Below are 19,285 nucleotides of genomic sequence, written 5' to 3' on the forward strand. Positions count from 1 at the left end.
CTTGCCAGCGGGAAAGCGCGCAGCGTTTTGGCACACTTTAACTTTGTCTTGCAAGAATAGCTCAGTTAAGCAAGTGCAATAGCAGGCGTTTAATCGATATGGGTTCGAACGGCTTATCAAGTATCGCCGAAACCTCCGATTTTTCGATCGCCGCCAGTCGGCTCTGATTTTGCTCGCTAGTGACCATCAGGATAGGGGTGGAACCGCGCTCGGGGTTGTTGCGGATGTGATCGACCAGTTGCAAGCCGTCCATTTCCGGCATATTGAAATCGGTCACCACCAGATCGAAATAATAGTGGTTGAACAATTGCAAAGCCTGTTTGCCATCGCTGGCCGTGGTGATTTGTTCGATGCCGATATTATTGAAAACCTTGGTCAGGTATTTCAGGGAAAACTCGCTGTCGTCCACCAACAACACCCGCAAATCTTCGATATCGATATGGTCCAGCCTGAGTTTCTCGGGCCTTATATAATCCAGCGTGGAATGCAAAGCCGTCCTCAGCGATTCGCGGCTAAACGGTTTCGGCAGTATCGCGATGGCACCCGCTTGGCGAATCGGCTCGAGATATTGAATATTGGTTTCGCTGGAGATCAATAGAAACGCCATTTCATAGGATTCGCCATCGTTGCGCAAAGCATGCACAAGCTCGACGCCGGTCATATCCGGCAGATACATAGCGCTGATCACCAGGTCGGGACGAGACCGTTTGAGTTGTTCGAACAGTTCCGCGCCGCTGCCGACACAGGTGATATCGTCGATCTCGCAACTATGCAAATACTGCATAATGATATGTTGCTGGGTGGGCGACGGCTCAACCAGAAAAACCTGAAGATTGGCTAGTTGTCTATCTGTCATGGATTAATGGTTTTTCATGCAGTAAAGGGTTAAACCGATATGAGCTTGTTTCGCGAAGTGTTTGGCGCCGATAAAATCGTCCCGCGTTAAAGGTAGTCCATGAAGCGAACGGTCGCAATAAATTAGGCCGACTGCTTTGTTTTCAGCATGAATCGGAAACACGAAACACTCGTGCTTACCTATCTTCTGCTGAATTTGGGCGCTATAAAGGTGTGGATGCTCCTCTGGAAATTGCCACACACCATCTTGATACTGGAGCGCGTCAAACAATAAATTAGCTTGGCTTTCCGAATGATGGATGTGGATTTTTTCGTCGCAGCCCATTATCGGCCATCCCAAGGAAAATTTTTCATTGAGCGTTTGTTTATCCGGCGTCAGCAGCATGAATAAGGTTCTGTCCATTTCCACTCCGCGATGAATACCCTCCAAGACCATTTCAAACAACACATTCAGATCGATATTGCCGCTGATGTGACTGCTGATGTCTTGCAAAATCTGAAACTGCAGTTCCTTCTTATCGATTTTGGTGTCTTCGGTCTCGTCAACTCCCGCCGGAACGCCCTCGCTGGTGATATAGCGCGAGGCATCGTTGGCGCCGAATTGACGGGCAATCTGCACCGCTTCCGAGGTGTTTTTGGCGATTTTTGCTTTTACGGCTTCCTGCGATAGCCCGGAAAACGCGGCGATTTTTTCCAGGCACTCCTGCATCGCTTCCGAATCCCGACCGGCCTTCAGCGCATCGCAAATCCGATGGCCCATTTGCACCATTTGCACGCGCTTGTCGTCTGAATTCGGCGTCACGATCGCCTCTTCGATCAGCCCCCCCAAACGCCAGGACTTACTGAGCTTTTTACCCAAATCCCACAACGTAAAACCGAGAACCGCCTTTTCTGCTTCGCGGCTATTCAGCCGGCTTTTCTCGATCAAATCATGAACTTTTCTGGATTGCGGATTGTTTGAACACCAGAAAGCGATATGGCCGATATTGTGCAGCAAGGCCGCGACAAACACTTCCTCTGGCGAAGTATCGCGCACCGTGATCGCCAATTCCCTGGCTTGCACGGCCGCATGTAAAGCCTGGGCGATTTCCCGATTGGCGCGTTCCTTGTTGGCCGACGACAGAATCGCTTCGAAAAACGAGCAAGCCAGCGTCAACTCCCGGATCACTTCGGCACCCAGCACCACGATCGCCCTGGAAACAGTGCTCATCTTTTGTTTCGACGGATTGTAGTACGGGCTGTTACCGACCTTCAGTAGCTTGGCTGTCAGGTTGGGATCTTGCAGAATCACCGTCGCCAACTCCATCGCCCCCTTTTTCCGGTCATCCAGCGCCGCATAGATATTTTGGGCGGTGTTGGAGAAAATCGGCATTTCCTGAATGCGCAACAGTTCCGTCCATTCGTCCAGACTTTTCGGAGACTTCCGCGAGTCGGTGGCCATTGAATTATAAGGCTTTGATTTTGGCGAACTGTTCGTTGAGGTTTTTCAGCGACGACTGCAAGCCCGCCAGTTTTTCACGCTCCTTGGCGATGACTTCCGCTGGCGCTTTATCGACGAACGCAGCATTGCTGAGTTTGCCTTCGATACGCGGCAGTTCTTTCTCGATGCGCTGAATCTCTTTTTCCAGTCGGGCCAATTCGGCGTCTTTGTCGATCAGACCGGCCATCGGGATCAGGATTTTCATCTCGCCAACCAACGCTATCGCCGACTCCGGCGCGTTGTCATCCGCAGCCAGCCAGGTGATGCTTTCCAGTCGGCCCAGTTTCAGCAAATAGCTTTCGCTGTCTTTTAAATAAGCGTGATCGGCGGCGCTGCCGTTTTGCAGCAACACATTCAACGGCTTGCCGGGGGCGATGTTCATCTCGCCGCGTATCCGGCGGATGCCGAGGATAAAGTCCATCGTCCACTGGATACGGGTTTCCGCTTCAGCGTTGATCGCTGTACTGTCGCTTTCCGGATAGGGTTGCAGCATGATGGTAGCAGCAGTCACCCCAGCCAGCGGCGCGACCCGTTGCCAGATTTCCTCTGTGATGAACGGCATGATCGGATGCGCCAAACGCAGTACGGTTTCCAGCACGCGCAACAAGGTTTGGCGGGTGCCGCGTTGCAAGGTTTCGTCGTCGCTTTGCAGCGAGATTTTCGCCAGCTCCAGATACCAATCGCAGTATTCGTTCCAGGTAAATTCGTAGATGGCTTGCGCGGCCAAATCGAAGCGGTAGCTGTCGATCGCATCGGTGGTAGCGGCGATGGTCTGGTTCAGACGCGACAGAACCCATAAGTCGGCCTGACTGTAAGTACATTCGGCGCAATCGATACCGTTGTCCTGCTCTTCGGTGTTCATCATCACGTAACGCGCCGCATTCCACAATTTATTGCAGAAGTTGCGGTAGCCTTCGGTACGTTGCAAATCGAAACGAATGTCTCGGCCGGTCGATGCCAGCGAAGCGAAGGTAAAACGCAGCGCGTCGGTGCCAAACGATTGAATGCCGTCCGGGAATTGTTTGCGGGTGGCTTGCTCGATTTTCTTGGCCAGATGCGGCTGCATCATGCCGGACACGCGTTTGGCTACCAAAGCTTCCAGCTCGATGCCGTCGATGATGTCGATCGGATCGAGCACGTTGCCTTTGGATTTGGACATTTTCTGGCCTTCGGCGTCGCGCACCAGACCGTGGATATACACTTCCTTGAACGGCACTTCGCCTTGGAATTTCAGGCCCATCATGATCATCCGCGCCACCCAGAAGAAAATGATGTCGAAACCGGTGACCAGCACGCTGGTGGGGTAATGCTTGGCCAGTTCCGGCGTTTGTTCGGGCCAGCCCAAAGTCGAGAACGGCCACAACGCCGAGGAGAACCAGGTGTCCAGCACGTCTTCGTCCTGCTTCAGCGGATAATCGGCGGCCAAGCCATGCGTGGCGCGAATTTCGGCTTCCGAGTGGCCGACATAGGTGTTGCCCTGGTCGTCGTACCAAGCCGGGATGCGATGGCCCCACCAGATTTGCCGGGAGATGCACCAATCCTGGATGTTGCGCATCCACTCGAAATAGGTGTTTTTCCAATTGTCCGGCACGAACTTGATCGCGCCGGTTTCTACCGCTTCGATGGCCGGTTTCGCCAGTGGCGCGATTTTCACGTACCACTGGTTGGTCAATAATGGCTCAATGACCGCGCCGGTGCGGTCGCCGCGCGGCACCATCAATTTATGATCGGCGATTTTTTCCAGCAAGCCTTGGGCGTCCAGATCTGCAATAATTTTCTTGCGCGCTTCAAAGCGATCAAGCCCAATATATTCCTCAGGAATAATTGAAAAACCGTCGTCGTTACCTCGTATCGCCGCATCGACGGTAAAGATATTGATCAAGCCACCATGCGGCAAATCGGCAATCGCCGAGATGTGTTTATGCCGCGACCAGACTTCGTAATCGTTGAAGTCGTGAGCCGGGGTGATTTTCACGACGCCGGTACCGAATTCAGGATCGACATATTCATCGGCGATGATCGGAATGCGGCGGCCGGTCAGCGGCAGTTCGACAAATTCACCCAGCAGATGTTTATAACGCTCGTCGTCGGGATGTATCGCCACCGCCGCGTCGCCGAGCATGGTTTCCGGGCGCGTGGTCGCTACCAACAAGTGGCCGGTGCCGTTGGTCAACGGATAACGCATATACCACATCGAACCGTTTTCTTCTTCCGACAACACTTCCAGGTCGGAGACGGCGGTGTGCAAAACAGGGTCCCAGTTCACCAGGCGTTTGCCGCGATAGATCAGGCCTTCTTCGTACAATTTGATGAACACTTCCTGCACCGCGTCCGACATGCCGTCGTCCATCGTGAAGCGCTCTTTTTCCCAATCCAGCGACGAACCCATGCGCCGCAATTGGCGGGTAATCGTGCCACCGGATTCTTCCTTCCATTCCCAGACTTTCTCGATAAACGCCTCGCGGCCCAAGTCATGGCGGGTCTTGCCGTCGGCGTTGATGATGCGTTCCACCACCATTTGCGTGGCGATGCCGGCGTGGTCGGTGCCCGGTTGCCACAGCGTGTTGTAACCTTTCATCCGGTGATAACGGGTCAGCGCATCCATGATGGTGTCCTGAAACGCATGCCCCATATGCAAACTGCCAGTGACGTTGGGCGGCGGAATCATGATGCAATAAGAGTCACCATCTTGCTTGGCGGCAAAATAGCCGCTCTCTTCCCAAAGTTGATACCAGCGTTGTTCGATAGCGTGCGGGGAATAGGTTTTGTCCATGTTCTGTGTTGAATGCGCTTGGGTTTAAATTAATGGGTTATTTTAACCGTAAATGCGTGAGGGGATAGAGTTAAAGGCATTGCGGGTGAAGGTTCAGGTTGTTGTCGATTTTTTTGTTTGGCAGTGATCTGCCTATTGGAGACAGGATGCTTGCTTTGGCGCAGGAAAATTATTGTTAGATCAAGGCACGAGCGTATATCATCGCTTCCTGGATGATATACGGAAACTACTTAATTACTTGTTAGGCAGCAGGAGCCACCCGTGACACGAATCCCACCAGAAATAATAGCGATAGATCACGACGGCTACCATGCGGAGCACGTCGGCCGCACAGGCAACGGACGACAGTTCTTTCTTACGCAGCCGTTCGAACCAGCCATTGGCGGTCGCGAGGGTTGCGAGTTCGTTGCACTGTATCTGTTCGATGAGCAGGGAAAGTTGCTCGAGGCAAAGATCGACACCCTCGGCCCAAGGGCGTCAATCGATAGCGTGGCCTGTAGAACCCTATATGAAGAGCGACTACGGGAACTTGGGGAGGTTTCCTTTGAGCGAATCCAAGTCGCGCCGTTTTCAATCGAGCGTTTCGGCACCACGTTCGGTCTTGTGCTCCGCGAACCCGAAGACGAAGACGATCCGTGGGCTGTCGAGGTTCAGCCCGGAAACTACATGGCCTTCTTCGAGCCGTGGGACAGTGGCGAATATGACACCTGAATTCAATCAGCTGCTTAACATGGCGCTCAACCGGAGCGCGGTTATAATGCGGTTTTGTTTATTCAGCTTTCCGTGCCACGCCCGGTTAGCTCTGCGTTATGCCTTATGAACTCTGCGCCATCACCGAGTCCGAGCATTAGCCCCGTCACGCTGCCATTCACACCCGAGGCTGTGATTCAGGTGCTTGAGTGGGGCGCGCATCCTGAACGATCACCGCACTCCCATAAGCAAATTGCGGAGTGGTGCGATCGATTCTGGTGCCAGTACATTGATGTTGACGCGCCGCCCGAAATTGAACGTTTGCTTCCCATCCTTACTGACGTTGAAACCCAATGGGATCTGTATCTCGCAAACACTTATCAACTCGAAGAATTGCGCACCCGTTCATTCGAAGATGAGCGCCTTCCTGTTGAGTGGTTCCAAGACTGGCTTTCCAAAGTACAGGCATAACATGGCGCTCAACCTCGCTCCCTTTGGTCGCTGGACGCTGCGCGATAAAGCAGCGCAGCGCCGGTTAACTCTACGTTGGACATCTTGAAACTCACGCACCCTATCACTGTTCGAGTCGCTGCGCTTGTCGACCAAAAGGAGCTCGAAGCACTTCAGTGGCGAGCCTCACTCAATAATCCTGGAGATCGCAACGCTCTGCTGGCGAATCCAGATGCGATCGAATTGCCGCTGCAGCAAATTGAAGCCGGCGGAGTTTTCATCGCAGAGGTGAGCGGCGCCATCAAGGGATTCGCGGCAATTCTTACGCGCGAGGATGGAGACTCAGAGCTGGATGCACTGTTCGTTGAACCGGATAGCTGGCGACAGGGCATTGGACGGGTCTTGGTTGAGCATTGTTGCGTCGCAGCCAAGGCGGCCGGCGCATCTGCAATCCACGTCGTTGGGAACCCTCACGCGGAAAGCTTCTATTGCGCGTGCGAATTCAAACCTTTTGGCACAGAGCAGACGAGATTCGGTGTGGGCTTACTCATGAGGCGAGACCTGCGTTGAATCTGGCATCGACTCCTTTGCACGAGGCCCAACAACGCGATGCACGCGACGTGCTGCACGCACACGCGTGATGGTCGGCGCTAGGTGACACATGACTAAAACAGGACCTTAGGATGTGCTGAACAAAGTGAAGCGCATCGTTCGCGACAGATGCGCCTCCTGACGTCGGCACATCCTATTCATTCCTCCGATTACGTTACGCTTTTATGCCCTAGGGTAAATCACGCCTGCCACTCAGTTGCACCATCCATGACTCTTCGCGATCTCACCCAACAATTCGCTTCGGAAGGCCGAATCGAGACTATCATTCTCCGTCCGGCGCGCGGCGAATCGGCGGTTGTTGTCGATGAAGCACGCGCGGAGCCGGGGCGGGGATTGCTGGGCGACCGGCTGGCAAATGCCGTTCGTTCCGGCAGGCAATCATCAAAACGCGAACTGACTTTATTCCAGGCCGAGCATTTAACCGTCGTCGCTAACTGGTGCGGGCTTGCGGAGCTGGAGCCAGCCAGGTTACGACGTAATTTAGTGGTTTCGGGGCTTAATCTGATTGCGATGCGCTCGCCGTTTCCGGATGTAATGTTGGAATGGGCAGTGGGTGATGAAGTGATTATCCAAATCACCGGCCCTTGCGATCCGTGCTCAAAAATGGCGGCCGAACTGGGTTTGGGAAGTTACAACGCGCTGCGCGGTCACGGTGGGATGACCGCGCGAATTTTGTCTGGCGGCTTGATCCGTGTGGGTGACCGGGTGCGCCTGAATGCGATCCGACATGAGGAGTAATGTAGGCTGGGTTGAACAGTGTGAAACCCCGCATTGAAGGCGTTTTTACCGGGTATCGCTTCGCTCAACCCAGCCTGCAACGGTCACGCCCTTTGCCGTTGTAACACCAAAGCGGTTTTGGTGAAGACTTGTAATACCGGACCGGCGCCGGCAATGGCGACCGCATCGACCAGACAATACCAGGCGGCGACGCCGCTGGGCGGGTTGCCTTGCGGCAGGTGCGAGGCCGGATCGATGGCCGCCCAGGCCCAGGTGCCGGCGCTGGTGCCGACAATCTCCAGCCAGGAGGTGATGAAGAAGGCGCCCAAGTAAACCATAGGCGAACGGCCTTTGAACAAGTAGCCCAAGAACACCACAAACAGCACCGCGCCAATGATGTCCGGGCGTTGACTCCAAGCGCTGACACCCCAAAAAGCCCAAATGCCACAAACACTGACCACAAACACTGCGATGCGGCGGGCGTGTTGCTGAAATAATCCGGAGCGGCCCAGCGCCACGGCGGTTAAATACACTAAGCCGTGACCAGCCGGCACATAGGCCGGCACGTTGCCGAAGCGGTAGATATAGCCCTTCATGTAAACAGACGCGAAATATTCGCCAATCACAGCAAACGTGACTGCCACCGCCACTTGCGTGCGCACGTATTTACATTCGCCGCGCAGCCAGGCGATCAAAAACAGCCAGCCGAAAAACGCCAATACATATTGCATGAATTGCGGCGCGAAGCCATCCATCGTCAAACAGATGGTAGTGGTTACGAAAGTGAATACCGCAATCTGATAATCGCGTTTGCGGTGCTCGACGACGTTATCTATAGCAGGGAAGTGCGGTAAGGAAAAGAAACTCATGGATTTATACAAAGGCGTAGGCAACGGCGATATAGCGCAACACTTTACCTAAAAAAATCGCCAACAGCGAGGACAGCATGGAAAGGCGTAACCAACCGCCTGCAAAACACAAGCCGTCGCCAACTAACGGCAACCAGGAAAACAGCAAGGCCCAGCTACCCCAGCGGCGCACGGTGTTTAAGGATTTTTGATGCTGCTTCGCCAAAGCCTCGGCCGGATATTTTTTCGCAGCCCATAAACCCAGCCACCAAGTTGTCAATGCGCCGAGTGTGTTGCCGATGCTGGCAATCGCAACCAGTTGGCTGACAGAATGTTGTTGGCTGTTCACCAAATAGGCCAACACAGCTTCCGACCCACCGGGTGCGATGGTCGATGAGATAAAAGCGCTGACAAACAAGCCCAGCGGACCGAGTAATTCTAACTGCAATTTTTTATCCCATAAAAAAGCCCCTGAAACGCTTGTTTCAGGGGCTTTTAGATCAGTACTTATTTGTCTGGCAAAGCAATGGTGTTTTTACCGGAAACCAGTTTGATCAATTTGCTGATCAATTGAATAACAAAACCCACCGCCTGCGCCAGCTGCTCAAGCACCGTGGCGACCACTTCTCCGGCGCTCATGCCTTTAAAGCGTTTCGCCAACCAGGGCCCGGCGATAAAACCGATAGCCAAACCGATGACGGTAACCCCGGAAACGAACGAATCGTCCGGCGCAGCCGCCGGGGCGGGTGCGGCAACTGGGGCTGGGGTTGCGACCGGCGTACTCGGAACAGGCGCATCCCGTTTAGGATCGTAGGGTTTGCCACTATAGTCATCCGGAAAAATACTGGCGGTCACGCCAGGGATGCTAGGTAATTCTTCACTACCCTTGCCAACTTTCAGTTGGGCTTTCATGCCTTTTTCCATGTGCTGAGCAATGTCGCAATGCACTAAATAGGTTTTGTCGCCGGGCGGCAGGATCAGCGTACCGGAGACTTTGCCAGGACCGCTGACTTCCAGATGGAACATGCCTTTTGGGTACAGATATTTCGGTAAGCCATGCATCATCCATTGATGGCGAATTTCGTCGTCGTTAATGAAATGCACGGTAAGCTTGGTGCAGGGTTCGAACTGATATTCCTGTTGATCGAACGCATACATCGTGCCGGGAAACTTTTCGGAATACTTATGTCCGGCGTGGACGGTAATTTCCTTGGTCGCGGCGATCTTGTCGCAGCCACCGGGCAAAGTATCGGTATTTTGCCCCATGACCATAGCGCCATCCATATCCATCAAATGGCCGTCGCCGTGATTCATCATCTGGTTGTGTTCCTGCATTTCTTTCGCGGAAACCGTACTAACAGATAATGCACAGACCAGTGTGGCAAGTGATACGAATTTGACCATTATTGCGTTACCTCAAAGGGGCGTTGTGTAAAGCGTTGATTATACTGCGATGTATTGTCTGATTGACAAGGTTGACTGACAGGACGTTATTCCGCCGACCAAGGTCGGCGGAATAACGAATCATGCGGTAGGTCGGTTAGATGTCTTTGGCTTTACCGATCATCTCGTCAACTTTGCGTTTAAAACCGGCGTTAGACAGATACAGTATGTATAAACCCGCGAAAAGCACCAATGCGTACAAGCCATAGCTGGCTTTACTGGTTGGTTGACCGGCGCCGGCTTTGAAGCTCATGTGAGCATCCAATCTTTCGCCATTATCTTGCAGCAGCGTAATGTGGATCAGGTGTTTGCCGGCATCTGGCACGCCTTGAGGCAAGTTAAGAATCACGGTGCCTGATTTGTGTTTTTCGGCCGCTTGGAAGAACACGCGTTTGCCTTCCGGCTCTTTAGTCACTTCAAATTCGATGGCCATATTCCGATAGCGCTGATCCTGATAATCAAATACCAACTGGGTCAACGTGCCGGTATCGGGAATATTGCCGCAAAACTCTTCAGCCGGGTAAGCGGTGGGCTGGTAGGCGGTATAGTGTATCCAGTGATCTTTTTCCAGTTCGAACTTACATTGGTCTGTATCGGTACCCGCCGCGCCGCCGTGCGCCCAGAGTGCTGAAGAAAATAGCAGGCCCAGCAGGCCCAGGAAACCGTTTCTTAATATGCGAGAGCTTCTCATAAATCCCCTTCCCGTGTTGATAAATACTGTAGTTTTTATTATTTTTCATGCGTTTACACATGAAATTTGTTTAATCGTAGGCCAACGTAACCGCCTGATTTGGATCAAAACCGCGGCTAACTCTAGCACATCACCCTAGCCAAAGAAAGGCTATCGTGCCGTCGTTGGAATGTCCGGCCAATGTTTAATTTTTTTTGTCAGCAATCAAGGACAATCTTTATAATGGGAGCATGAATCCCTCTAAATTGCCCCCGTCTGCTCAGGACCACTGAAACATCACCTACCAGGTCAAATAATTAATAACAATATATGTCCAAATTAATAAACTCTGCCGAATGGAACGCCGTTAAGCAACATCACCAAGAGATTGCCGGCAAATTTTGCATGAAGGATGCGTTCGATAAGGATCCACAGCGTTTCGACAAGTTTTCGGTGACTTTTAACGATTTGCTGTTTGATTATTCCAAAAACCTGATTACCGAAGAAACCCTGCCCTTGTTGATCGAATTGGCTAATCGCGCCCAGCTCTCAGCAAAGACCGAAGCGATGTTCTCCGGTTCCATCATTAATACCACGGAAAAACGCGCTGTCTTGCATACCGCTCTGCGCAACCGTAGCAACAAGCCCGTCTATTTTCGCGGTCAAGACGTCATGCCGGAAATCAACAAGGTTTTGGCAAAAATGCGGGTGTTTGTCGAACAGGTCCGCTCCGGCGGATGGACAGGCTATTCTGGTAAAGCCATCACCGATATCGTTAACATCGGCATCGGCGGCTCCGATTTGGGACCGAAAATGGTCGATACCGCCTTGGCACCCTACGGTAAAGACGGCTTGAAAGCTCACTTCGTCTCAAATGTCGATCAGACCGATATCGTCGAAACATTGAAACCGCTCAATCCTGAAACCACGCTGTTTTTGATTTCCTCGAAAACCTTTACCACTCAGGAAACCATGACTAACGCCCGCTCGGCGCGTAACTGGTTTTTAAAAGCCGCACAGGATCCCGCGCATATTTCCAAACACTTCGTGGCGATTTCTACCAATACCGAAAAGGTCAAGGAATTTGGCATAGACCCGGACAATATGTTCGAATTCTGGGACTGGGTTGGCGGCCGTTATTCCTTGTGGTCGGTGATCGGCATGTCGATCGCGCTCTATATTGGTATGGATAATTTTGAAGAATTGCTGATGGGCGCGCATCTGGCCGACGAGCATTTCCGCAGCGCGCCATTCGAGCAAAACATCCCTGTGATCATGGGCTTGCTGGGCATTTGGTATAATAATTTCTTCGACGCGGAAACCTATGCGATTTTACCCTATGCCCAGTCATTGAAATATTTTGCCGATTACTTTCAACAGGGCGACATGGAAAGTAACGGCAAAAGCGCCACGATCAGCGGCGATAAAGTCGATTACAACACCGGCCCGATCATTTGGGGCCAACCCGGCACCAATGGTCAGCACGCCTTTTTCCAGTTGATTCATCAGGGCACCAAGCTGATTCCCGGCGATTTCCTGGCCGCGGCGCAAAGCCAATACGATTTGCCGGATCATCACGACATCCTGATCTCCAACTTTCTGGCACAAGCCGAAGCCTTGATGCGCGGTAAAACCGAAACCGAAGTCAGAAAAGACTTGAGCCACGAGCCCAATCTCGACGACGCGCTGATTGCCTCGAAAATTTTCGAGGGCAATAAACCATCCAATTCATTTTTATTTAAAAAGTTGACGCCCCGAACCTTGGGAATGTTGATCGCCTTTTACGAACACAAAATCTTCGTGCAGGGCGTGATCTGGAACATCAATTCCTTCGACCAAATGGGCGTGGAATTGGGAAAAGTGTTAGCCAGAGCCATTCTGCCGCAGCTGAAAAACGAAGAGCGGATCGACGATCACGACAGCTCTACCAACGGCCTGATCAACGCTTACAAGCGCTTGCGCAAAACGCCTTAGCGCTGACGCAAAAACGCCGCTAAACGCCTAGGCGTTTAGCGGCGATCTAGGTTTCCGCCTACCTGGTCGGCCGGGCGACTAGAAAAACAACTGCGAAGCGGCGCAATTGATGTCGATATAACGCGACGGATTCACGACACCGACGAACGGTGCGGGGATGAAAGGTGTCTCCACTCGGGTCAGAATCAACTGACTTTTGAACTTCAACGGCGTGCCGTCCAACGCAATCTCCGGAATCACCACCGACGCATGATCGATATGGGCATCGGCAACAAAATCCAGAGTAACCTCCCAAAGATCGCCGATCAACGTCGATTCGGTACTAATTTCGCTGCCCTCGAAGTGATAATCTTTCTGGCCGATCTGCAGATTGAGAGCGGTTTTGGGCGGTAGAATGCCGACTTCCGCTTGGCTGCCCACGGTTAGCGAAAGACTGACATTTCCGCCTCTACATTCATAATAATTTGGCGCCTGAGCCGCCGCCGCAGACTGAACCAAAACAGGTCCAACTAGAATAGCCGCTAACAAGGCAAGTTTTTTTGCGTTCATGGAATACTCCTGAGGTTGATGAATTTACTTTACGAAATAATCGAGTAGCGCCCGATATAGAAATAAACAGGCGTTTTTGGCGGATTAAAATTACCTATCGGCGCCAACAGAGCTAGCCCTCAAGCTATGCGGCCAATTCTCGAGCGTCAACAGTAACAATAATTTTCAACGCAAACACCCTTCTTGTAGAGGGTATTTGCCGCGCTCGTACGTGGTACAGTGCCCGGCCGAAAGAGGGTCAGTGCGGTTCGGGACTTGCCGGCTTCACTCCTTCCCCCGCGGTTCCAAGTTAGCCGGCGCGGCCGACAGTACTTCGCGGATTGCCGAAACGATAGCCTCCGGTTTCTCCAGCGGCATGGCATGGCCGCTATCTACCCAGCGTTGAATCGCCCCCGGATGAAGCCGCGCAATATCTTTACGCTTTTGGTTGCCGTCGATGGCCAACGCCGACGTATCCGCCAAGGGTTGAGCTGCACTGAGCACAATCACCGGCCCGCCGGTAAACGGCGGGGCCGCCAACACCTCGTCGCCGGTCGGATCGATCGCCGCCAGCTCTCGCTCGGCAGCGGCCGACGTCAGCAAGCGGAACGCCAAGCGCACCCATACCGGCCAGTTTTCGATAGCACTGGGGCCTTTCAGTTGGGCGGGATGAGTCGAATCGACCAGAATCAGGGCCGCCACTTCTCGCGGATAGTACCGGGCATACCACTGCATATATAAACCGCCCAGCGAATGTCCCACTAGCACATAAGGCGGCGCCAGGCCCTGGCTGGCAAGCAAACCGCGCAGCTCTTCGACAATATGCCGGCCGTCGCGCATCGCGTCCACCGCGTCGCTGTTACCGTAGCCGGCGCGGTTATAGACCAACGCCGAGGCAGTTTGGGCTATTTCCGGATAGATCTGTTCCCACCACTCAAAAGTGCCGTCCAGCCCGGCTTCGAAGACGACCGGCAATGTATCGTGCTTGCTAAGCGCAAATTCCACTTGCCGGCCGGCGACATCCCCCATCGTCACGTTCGGGATGGTGGAGGCACAGCCGCTTAGCGCGATTGGCAATATCAATAGAGCGGCTAACATTGACGGTCTAAATTTCATCGGCCGTTTCCACTGTCAGTCGAACTAGCGTTGGGTGTGTTTCACGATGGTTATTCCAGGGTAAATTGCTGGGAGCGATGGTTTTGCCGGCGCTTACCGCGAGCCAACACACCGACCAGGCCGGCGCCGAACAGCCAAGCGGCACCGGGCAACGGCACGGGAGCGGCAGTGGAATAAGTCAGGTTGTCGACGACGAAACCATCGGAACTGCCGTAAAAATAGATTTTGTCGACCAGGCCGGAATAGCCGGACGCCAACCAATAACTTTCGATCGGCTGGTTCGCCGGATCGAGCGGTGCGTTGTAGACCAACTGGCCCTGGTAATATAGCGAATAGCTGATTCGGCTGTCAGAGCCCCATAGGTTGTAATAGGTGCCTTCGAATACCACCGGAGCCTGATCGAAGCTCAGTTCGCCGCCCCAGCCGTGAAAGAAGTAATCGCCCAAGGCTGGATTGCGGTCGGTACCGCTGTAATCGCTCCATTGACCGGTCGATTCCCAACCGGAAATGCCGCCGTAGCCGTCGTAAATCTGTCCGCCGGCATTGGGGCCAATGTCTTCGAAGGTGACGACGACTTGCGAGGCGTGAGCCTCTGTCGCGCCGGTTAAGGAAGCGGCCAAGACGCCGGCCAATACTGATAATTTCATGGTATTTTCCTCTTGATAGACGAAGTGGGTTTACGCGCTACGGCGTCTTGCAAAAAGAAAGCCGAACAAGGCGCTGCCGAACAGCCAGACCGCACCGGGCAGCGGCACTGCCGCCACATCGCCGTCGCGCACCGCCAAGGAATATAGGAAAAAGCTTTTACTTCCATAATCTTGCAAGCCATTCGTCAGTTTGAAGCGCCAAGCGTCGCTGGTGGAATTGGCATGGCTGTCAGCAAGCCAATAGAAACTGGTCTGGAAATTGGCAAACAGACTTTCGTCGTTTGGGTTATTCGGATCATCGATAAGGCCGTAATCGGCTTGCGCCTGTCCATTCGAATCGACGAACGCTTTATTGCCAAGACTGACATAAAAAAGGTGGGCGATTTCCGAGCTTTGCGTGGCCACGTTGTAACCGCAATCGGTGCCGCTAGAACCAAAGTTACAACCGGGAGAACCCAGGTCATGGATACTGGGCAAGCGCCAATCGTCGTAACTCACGTTACGAACGGTGTCTTGGTAGACCAAACCTTCGGTCCATGCCGTCGCGTCTTGCCAGCTCATGGCGCCGTCGCCATCAAAACCACTGGTCTTGGCGTAATTGGCGTCCGCCAGCCAGGTGACGTTTTGCACGCTATCGTAGATCAGGCCGCCGCCGCGGTCGAACAACTGGGCTTGCGCGCTTCCGGCCACCAGCGTGCCGAGCGCCGACAACGCGGCGCATAAAATGTTACGTTTCATCATTTTCTCCAAAATGCTGCTCTTGAACGGATGCAAATTCTCGGCAACCTGACTAACGGCTCCAAGGCTGGGCGCATTATCGGAAGGCTGATGCAGACTGGGAACCCTACCGGAGTAGGGTGTCATGACGACCGGGCGGTTTGTTAAGATGTAATTATTTTGCATGTTTTGAGCCGGTCTGATTTAGTTCTGTCAACAGCAGAAAAATCGACCAGCGCCGGCAATCGACTAATATATCAACAACCATCTGGACACTTAGTTTGGCGGCTTGATACCGCAACTCGACGTTAGGCATATCTTCACGCTCCTATGCCCTGCGTTTCTTTAACTCGGAGCGTTGGAGAAGCAAAAATGGTACAAAAATTTCTGACGGTAACGCTCTTGTTGGTACTTTCCGGCTGCGCAACAACGGCAAATAACGCTCCCGCCCAAGGAAGCAACAAAGCCGAAGGCAAAATATCAATGGCGATTGGCCGTGAAATTGGCAACTTCACAATCACTAATTCACAGGCAACGGAAGCGCCCGCTGGTTATAACGGCATGCAGTACACCGTTAAAACGAACGATGGGGCCACCTTTAAATGTGAAATTTTAGAGCCGTCGGGGTTCGGTAAATTCGCGACTTGGGGGATGGCAAGCGGGGCGGATGCCATGTGCACGGATTTTACCAAGGGATCGAGCGATGCAGGAAAAACCAACAAAGCAAGCTGCAATGCGTTACTAAAAGCCGCCGGCAAATGCTGAAGTAATGCCCCACACCGGAATCGGCATCGCAGAAGACGACCGGCAACGCATCTATTCGCTGTTCTTCCGCCCCGAACATGCCTGGCGGATCGACAATGCCGGCCACGGTCTGGGCCTGACGGTGGTGACGCGCTGCACGGATTTGATGGGCGCCAGCCAGGGTTTGAGTTCGCGGGAGGGACGCCGTCGGGGCAATGATCAGCGGCGAGTTTTCGATTCGCCGGCCCTGGCCCAGCCGAGCAGGTGGGCTATCTGGTATTGCACAAGCCGTTGGATCCGGTGGCCTTGTATGCTCTGCTGAGCCGGCTATTGCCATCCGATCCGCTGACAGGGGTAGCCAAGAGAAATGAAATTAGCTCGTAGCAGCCATACCGCGTGGCTGGGGCTGGCTTCCTCGGGCCTATTGGCTTGGGGTAACTGGCACTATGCCCAAACGCTACCCAACTACGACGCCGTGCGCCAGACCATCAGCGAATTGGGTGCGTTCGGAACGCCATTGGCGGACCAAATCAATTACGGACTTTTCCTGCCGGTGGGTTTGCTGCAATGGCTTGCGTTGGCTTGCCAGTACCGAATGCTCAAGAAGCACTCCGGTCTGCGCCGGGGTTTACTGGCATTTTCCTGGGTGGGAACGGCTTATGTATTTTGTGCGCTATTCCCGTGCGATCCCGGCTCTCCGCTGATCGGCTCCTGGCGCCAGCAAATTCATAACCTGTTCGGTGCGCTTGAATACCTGGGAGGCGGTTTGGGCTTGCTGCTGTTTGGGCGCATTCCAGGCTCTGGCATCGCAATCCCTTTGAAAATTTCCGGCGCACTGGTACTGACGATTCTGGTGTTGCTTGCCATCCCTTGTCTGGCGGACTACAGAGGCCTGATTCAACGCGTTGCCGAAGGAGTATTGTTCGGCTGGCTGACGTTAGCCAGCGCTGTGCAATTGGCCGGCCCCTACATTGACCGCATTGAAGTCGTGAAGTGACCGAATAAATGGCGCAAGATGCACCAAACGTTACACAAACTTGACTCAAGCAAGGTGTTTTTTATGGGTACCTCAATTCGTAATTGACCGGCGACAGATAGCCGTTGGCGGAATGAAGCCGCTCTCGGTTGAAACACTAAAATATATTCAAAGCAAAGCGCTTCGATTTACAGAAAGTCGGTAAATGGCACATGCGCCTAAAGTCATGCATTTTCATCAAGCCGATCGATAGCACTAATGTTTCCCGACAGCCTGCTGTAGGCGTCGAGCGAATTCGATGGATTTGTCGTCGGATGGCGGCGAGTCCGGTAAATAAATCTTGGCGTTCCAAATACTGTCATCATCCGCCTCTTTACTCATGCATTGCTTTTTGCCATCCGCTTTGGCGACACATCGGCGCTGGTAACCGTTGGGAAGCGTATAGGTTTCCGTTTCTTCCGTAGGCCTGCTATCCGGTGCCTTAAGATTTTCCGGGGCAACTGCCAATTTGCGGCGATCGAACTTGTGCTCCCCTTCATGTTCAGCCGATTCTCGGGCGACTTGACGCATATCGTCTAATACCTTGGATAGGTCGAGTCTGGGAGACTCCGGATGTACGGGATTCGCTGACTTATCGGTCTGCGGTGCAACGTTGATCGCTTGCCGTGCCGAGGAGTCGACATGATCTGTCAAAATCGGTGTCGGCTTTGGTTGCGCCCTTGACCTGTCTCCGGCCGCCCTAGATGGCGAACTTAGCGGCGACTGATTTTGCCTGCCTTTTTCCGCGAAGTGTAGAATCTTGAATTCCACTGATAGCTCTGTCAACCGATCCGGCAACCGGCCCGCCGATTTCCTCGGTCGAAATATATCGGTCAACGCCAACACTAGCCCAAGATGTATCAACAAAGACACGATCAGGCATAAGGCAAACCTGTGCTGCGCTGTTTCAATCATCGGAACCGGCATGGCGATTTTGTCCGCTTTGAAACACGGCAGTATTCCCGGCAATTCGGCTCCGAACGGCCATGCTATTCATACTAAAAATGATAAGTCGGTCTTGTAACGTAAAGCTAAACAGCGTGTTGGTCTCGGAAGATGGGTTTCGACTGAGCAAGAATCATAGATCGAGTTAAATGGTGGGTAAAAACCGCCCCCTAGCTGGCTTGCGAGCTCACACCGATGAAAACCTTGAACGGATGCAAACGCCCGGGAACCTGACGAACGGCTATAAGACTGAGCGACATTATCGGAAGCGCGGCACGGCGGCGGAACCCTACCGGAGTAGGGTGTTAGGACGCGCAGGCTGTTTGTTAAGATGTAATCATTTCACATGTTTTAGCGATAGTCTGGTTCGGCGGAAAATGGCGAACCAGGTTATCGACCATTAGGGAGAGTTGAGTGTGACAAATTCGGCTAGCGCGTTGGTTTTAGACGATCATCCGTTGTCGGCCAGCGGCATTGCGGACTTTTTGCTTTCCCATTGCGGGTTTGGCACAGCGCGCTCGGTGTCTAACGTCGCCGAGTTTTGGGTGGCCTTGGACCCTGCCAAGCCGCTGTCATTGGCGGTGGTAGATTTCTGGTTACCCGACGGCGCATCACTAAGCTTGCTGGTGGAGTTGAAGCAGCGATGCCCGACCACACGCTTATTAGCCATCAGCGCCGACGACGACGCTGCGGTGCTAGACAAGGTAAGGCTAGCGGGGGCAGACGGCTTTCTGCATAAACAGGAGTCGCCGGAGGTTTTCGGTCGGGCGGTGGCCGCGCTGTTGCAGGGCGACAGTTGGTTTCATGGCGGCGTAAAGTTCGCCGGGCGCGAGTTTCCGAACAAGGAATTGCCGGTCACCGCCGCCGAACTGGGCCTGACCGCCCGCCAGGGACAGGTGCTGGCAATGATGTTGAAGGGCTTGCCCAATAAACGTATCGCCTTGAACCTATCGCTATCCGAGCAAACCGTCAAGGAACACGTCACCGGCATTCTGGAGCGGCTGGACGTGCGCAACCGGATAGAAGTGATTACCAAGCTGCGCGGCAGAAGGTTGGAATAG

At 53.4% G+C, this 19,285-nt stretch carries 21 protein-coding genes; 9 read left to right on the top strand and 12 right to left on the bottom strand.

The window, feature by feature from the left end:
- Positions 1–61 precede the first annotated feature (61 nt).
- From QZJ86_RS18745 to QZJ86_RS18755, 3 genes are read right to left on the bottom strand one after another with little or no spacing between them, the layout of a single operon-like run.
- Positions 62–856 carry a response regulator gene (locus QZJ86_RS18745; protein WP_301672021.1) on the bottom strand — a complete coding sequence of 265 codons (795 nt, stop codon included), beginning with the start codon at positions 854–856 and terminating at the stop codon, positions 62–64.
- Between the two features lie 3 nt (positions 857–859).
- The gene (locus QZJ86_RS18750) at positions 860–2,296 is read right to left on the bottom strand and encodes an HDOD domain-containing protein (protein WP_301672022.1); all 1,437 of its coding nucleotides are present in this window, start codon (positions 2,294–2,296) and stop codon (positions 860–862) included.
- A 4-nt stretch (positions 2,297–2,300) separates the two neighbouring features.
- Complete coding sequence (locus QZJ86_RS18755) at positions 2,301–5,108, bottom strand: valine--tRNA ligase (RefSeq protein ID WP_301672023.1); 2,808 nt, start codon at positions 5,106–5,108, stop codon at positions 2,301–2,303.
- A gap of 261 nt (positions 5,109–5,369) precedes the next feature.
- Between QZJ86_RS18755 and QZJ86_RS18760 the strand changes: the two genes are divergently transcribed.
- The 4 genes from QZJ86_RS18760 (at position 5,370) to QZJ86_RS18775 (ending at position 7,598) form a co-directional block, all read left to right on the top strand.
- Entirely contained in the window at positions 5,370–5,819 is a 450-nt protein-coding gene (locus QZJ86_RS18760) for a hypothetical protein (RefSeq protein ID WP_301672024.1), read from the top strand.
- A gap of 105 nt (positions 5,820–5,924) precedes the next feature.
- Positions 5,925–6,269, top strand: a complete 345-nt coding sequence (locus QZJ86_RS18765) for a hypothetical protein (protein WP_301672025.1) — start codon at positions 5,925–5,927, stop codon at positions 6,267–6,269.
- Between the two features lie 75 nt (positions 6,270–6,344).
- The gene (locus QZJ86_RS18770) at positions 6,345–6,818 is read left to right on the top strand and encodes a GNAT family N-acetyltransferase (protein WP_301672026.1); all 474 of its coding nucleotides are present in this window, start codon (positions 6,345–6,347) and stop codon (positions 6,816–6,818) included.
- Positions 6,819–7,067: 249 nt separating this feature from the next.
- Positions 7,068–7,598: an MOSC domain-containing protein gene (locus QZJ86_RS18775; protein ID WP_301672027.1), complete on the top strand. Its 531-nt coding sequence runs from the start codon at positions 7,068–7,070 to the stop codon at positions 7,596–7,598.
- An 83-nt stretch (positions 7,599–7,681) separates the two neighbouring features.
- Here the strand turns inward: QZJ86_RS18775 and QZJ86_RS18780 are convergent, their stop codons facing one another.
- The 4 genes from QZJ86_RS18780 to QZJ86_RS18795 form a co-directional block, all read right to left on the bottom strand.
- Complete coding sequence (locus tag QZJ86_RS18780; protein ID WP_301672028.1) at positions 7,682–8,446, bottom strand: hypothetical protein; 765 nt, start codon at positions 8,444–8,446, stop codon at positions 7,682–7,684.
- Between the two features lie 4 nt (positions 8,447–8,450).
- Positions 8,451–8,873 (bottom strand): YqaA family protein, encoded by a 423-nt coding sequence (locus QZJ86_RS18785; protein ID WP_301672029.1) that lies wholly within the window; start codon positions 8,871–8,873, stop codon positions 8,451–8,453.
- Positions 8,874–8,932: 59 nt separating this feature from the next.
- Positions 8,933–9,829, bottom strand: a complete 897-nt coding sequence (locus QZJ86_RS18790) for a copper oxidase (RefSeq protein ID WP_301672030.1) — start codon at positions 9,827–9,829, stop codon at positions 8,933–8,935.
- Positions 9,830–9,965: 136 nt separating this feature from the next.
- Positions 9,966–10,559 (bottom strand): hypothetical protein, encoded by a 594-nt coding sequence (locus QZJ86_RS18795; RefSeq protein WP_301672031.1) that lies wholly within the window; start codon positions 10,557–10,559, stop codon positions 9,966–9,968.
- Positions 10,560–10,868: 309 nt separating this feature from the next.
- Here QZJ86_RS18795 and pgi point away from each other — a divergent pair, with 309 nt between their 5' ends.
- Positions 10,869–12,512: a glucose-6-phosphate isomerase gene (pgi, locus tag QZJ86_RS18800; protein ID WP_301672032.1), complete on the top strand. Its 1,644-nt coding sequence runs from the start codon at positions 10,869–10,871 to the stop codon at positions 12,510–12,512.
- Between the two features lie 78 nt (positions 12,513–12,590).
- On the opposite strand, the gene QZJ86_RS18805 is transcribed toward pgi, so the two are convergent.
- From QZJ86_RS18805 to QZJ86_RS18820, 4 genes are all read right to left on the bottom strand, one after another.
- Positions 12,591–13,061 carry a hypothetical protein gene (locus QZJ86_RS18805; RefSeq protein ID WP_301672033.1) on the bottom strand — a complete coding sequence of 157 codons (471 nt, stop codon included), beginning with the start codon at positions 13,059–13,061 and terminating at the stop codon, positions 12,591–12,593.
- A 264-nt stretch (positions 13,062–13,325) separates the two neighbouring features.
- Positions 13,326–14,156 (bottom strand): alpha/beta fold hydrolase, encoded by an 831-nt coding sequence (locus tag QZJ86_RS18810; RefSeq protein WP_301672034.1) that lies wholly within the window; start codon positions 14,154–14,156, stop codon positions 13,326–13,328.
- 50 nt (positions 14,157–14,206) lie between these two features.
- The gene (locus QZJ86_RS18815; protein WP_301672035.1) at positions 14,207–14,803 is read right to left on the bottom strand and encodes a hypothetical protein; all 597 of its coding nucleotides are present in this window, start codon (positions 14,801–14,803) and stop codon (positions 14,207–14,209) included.
- A gap of 30 nt (positions 14,804–14,833) precedes the next feature.
- Positions 14,834–15,706 (bottom strand): Lcl domain-containing protein, encoded by an 873-nt coding sequence (locus tag QZJ86_RS18820; RefSeq protein WP_301672036.1) that lies wholly within the window; start codon positions 15,704–15,706, stop codon positions 14,834–14,836.
- A 186-nt stretch (positions 15,707–15,892) separates the two neighbouring features.
- Here QZJ86_RS18820 and QZJ86_RS18825 point away from each other — a divergent pair, with 186 nt between their 5' ends.
- Genes QZJ86_RS18825 through QZJ86_RS18835 form a run of 3 tightly spaced genes read left to right on the top strand, consistent with a single transcriptional unit; the run spans position 15,893 to position 17,261 of the window.
- On the top strand, positions 15,893–16,285 hold the full coding sequence (locus QZJ86_RS18825; protein ID WP_301672037.1) for a hypothetical protein: 393 nt from the start codon (positions 15,893–15,895) through the stop codon (positions 16,283–16,285).
- Positions 16,286–16,289: 4 nt separating this feature from the next.
- A complete protein-coding gene (locus QZJ86_RS18830) occupies positions 16,290–16,586 on the top strand; it encodes an ATP-binding protein (RefSeq protein ID WP_301672038.1) in 297 nt (98 codons plus the stop codon).
- Positions 16,587–16,631: 45 nt separating this feature from the next.
- Positions 16,632–17,261: a DUF998 domain-containing protein gene (locus QZJ86_RS18835; protein WP_301672039.1), complete on the top strand. Its 630-nt coding sequence runs from the start codon at positions 16,632–16,634 to the stop codon at positions 17,259–17,261.
- Positions 17,262–17,495: 234 nt separating this feature from the next.
- Here the strand turns inward: QZJ86_RS18835 and QZJ86_RS18840 are convergent, their stop codons facing one another.
- Positions 17,496–17,933, bottom strand: coding sequence for a hypothetical protein (locus QZJ86_RS18840; RefSeq protein WP_301672040.1), 438 nt, complete (start codon positions 17,931–17,933; stop codon positions 17,496–17,498).
- Between the two features lie 707 nt (positions 17,934–18,640).
- On the opposite strand from QZJ86_RS18840, the gene QZJ86_RS18845 reads away from it, so the two are divergent.
- Positions 18,641–19,285, top strand: coding sequence for a response regulator transcription factor (locus tag QZJ86_RS18845; RefSeq protein WP_301672041.1), 645 nt, complete (start codon positions 18,641–18,643; stop codon positions 19,283–19,285).

Source organism: Methylomonas montana, assembly GCF_030490285.1.
Classification (GTDB): Bacteria; Pseudomonadota; Gammaproteobacteria; order Methylococcales; family Methylomonadaceae; genus Methylomonas; species Methylomonas montana.